Source organism: Nakamurella leprariae (genome assembly GCF_016918035.1).
Taxonomy (GTDB): domain Bacteria; phylum Actinomycetota; class Actinomycetes; order Mycobacteriales; family Nakamurellaceae; genus Nakamurella; species Nakamurella leprariae.
The window spans coordinates 1-1,429 of the sequence record NZ_JAERWK010000038.1 but is presented as its reverse complement, the minus strand read 5'-3'; the positions used below and the strand labels follow the sequence as shown (position 1 = coordinate 1,429).

Annotated in this window: 1 protein-coding gene; it reads left to right on the top strand. The window is 70.2% G+C overall.

The features are described from left to right. Window positions 1-117 precede the first annotated feature (117 nt). Window positions 118-1,374, top strand: a complete 1,257-nt coding sequence (locus JL106_RS20480; RefSeq protein ID WP_205262633.1) for an IS256 family transposase — start codon at window positions 118-120, stop codon at window positions 1,372-1,374. The last annotated feature ends 55 nt before the right edge of the window (window positions 1,375-1,429 follow it).

Sequence of the window (1,429 nt, the reverse complement as noted above, 5' to 3'; positions counted from 1 at the left end):
AGTGGCGTCCACCAGGGTGGTGTGCGACGACCCTGGTGACCAGCGGGGCGTCCACGAAAGGGCGGCCATCGCGTGATCTTGTGGAGACCTCTCACAGCCCACCAGGAGATCGACGCGATGACCGCTGCGAGCAGTATCGACCCCACCGCCTTCTTGCACGAGCAGTTGGCCCAGGCCAGCCCTGATCTGCTGCGCTCAATGTTGACCACGTTCATCAACACGCTCATGTCGGCCGAGGCCGACGCCGTGTGCGGCGCCGAGTACGGCGAGCGCACCGCCGAGCGGACCAACACCCGCAACGGCTATCGGCACCGCGACTTCGACACCCGCGCCGGCACCCTGGACGTGTCGATCCCCAAGCTGCGCTCGGGGTCTTACTTCCCGGACTGGCTGCTCGAGCGGCGGCGGCGGGCCGAGCGGGCGCTGACTACGGTCGTGGCCACCTGCTACCTGCTGGGGGTCTCCACCCGGCGGATGGAGAAGCTGGTGGAGTCCCTGGGCGTCACGCGGCTGAGCAAGTCGCAGGTCAGCGAGATGGCCAAGGACCTCGACGCCCACGTCGCCGACTTCCGCCACCGCCCCCTGGACCAAGGGCCCTACACGTTCGTGGCCGCCGACGCCCTAGTGCTCAAGGTCCGCGAGGGCGGCCGCGTCGTCGGCGTGCACGCCCTCGTGGCCACCGGCGTGAACGGCGACGGGCACCGGGAAATCCTGGGCCTGCAGGTCACCAGCGCTGAGGACGGCGCCGGCTGGCTCGCCTTCTTCCGCGACCTGACCGCCCGCGGCCTGACCGGCGTCCAACTGGTCACCAGCGACGCGCACCGCGGCCTGGTCGAGGCGATCGGGGCGACGCTGCCCGGCGCCGCCTGGCAACGCTGCAGAACGCACTACGCCGCCAACCTCATGGCCGCCTGCCCCAAGAGTTCCTGGCCGTGGGTCCGAGCCCTGCTGCACTCGGTGTACGACCAACCCGACGCCGCCTCCGTGCACGCCCAGTTCGACCGGGTCCTGGACGCCCTGACCAGCAAGCTGCCCAAGGTCGCCGAGCACCTCGATGCCGCCCGCGGCGACGTCCTGGCATTCACCGCGTTCCCCAAAGAGGTCTGGCGGCAGATCTGGTCCAACAACCCCAGCGAACGACTCAACCGAGAGATCCGCCGCCGCACCGACGTCGTCGGCATCTTCCCCGACCGCGACTCCCTGATCCGCCTCGTCGGCGCAGTGCTCGCCGAGCAGCACGACGAATGGGCCGAAGGCCGCCGCTACCTCGGCCTCGACGTCCTGGCCCGCTGCCGACTCCGACCCGTCGGCGACACCGCCGACACCAACCAGGAGGTGACCACGACCAACGACATCCCGGCGCTCAGCGCCTGACCCAGACCGAAGATCACGCGGTCGCCGTCACACACCACGCCGTCGGGCTTGACCC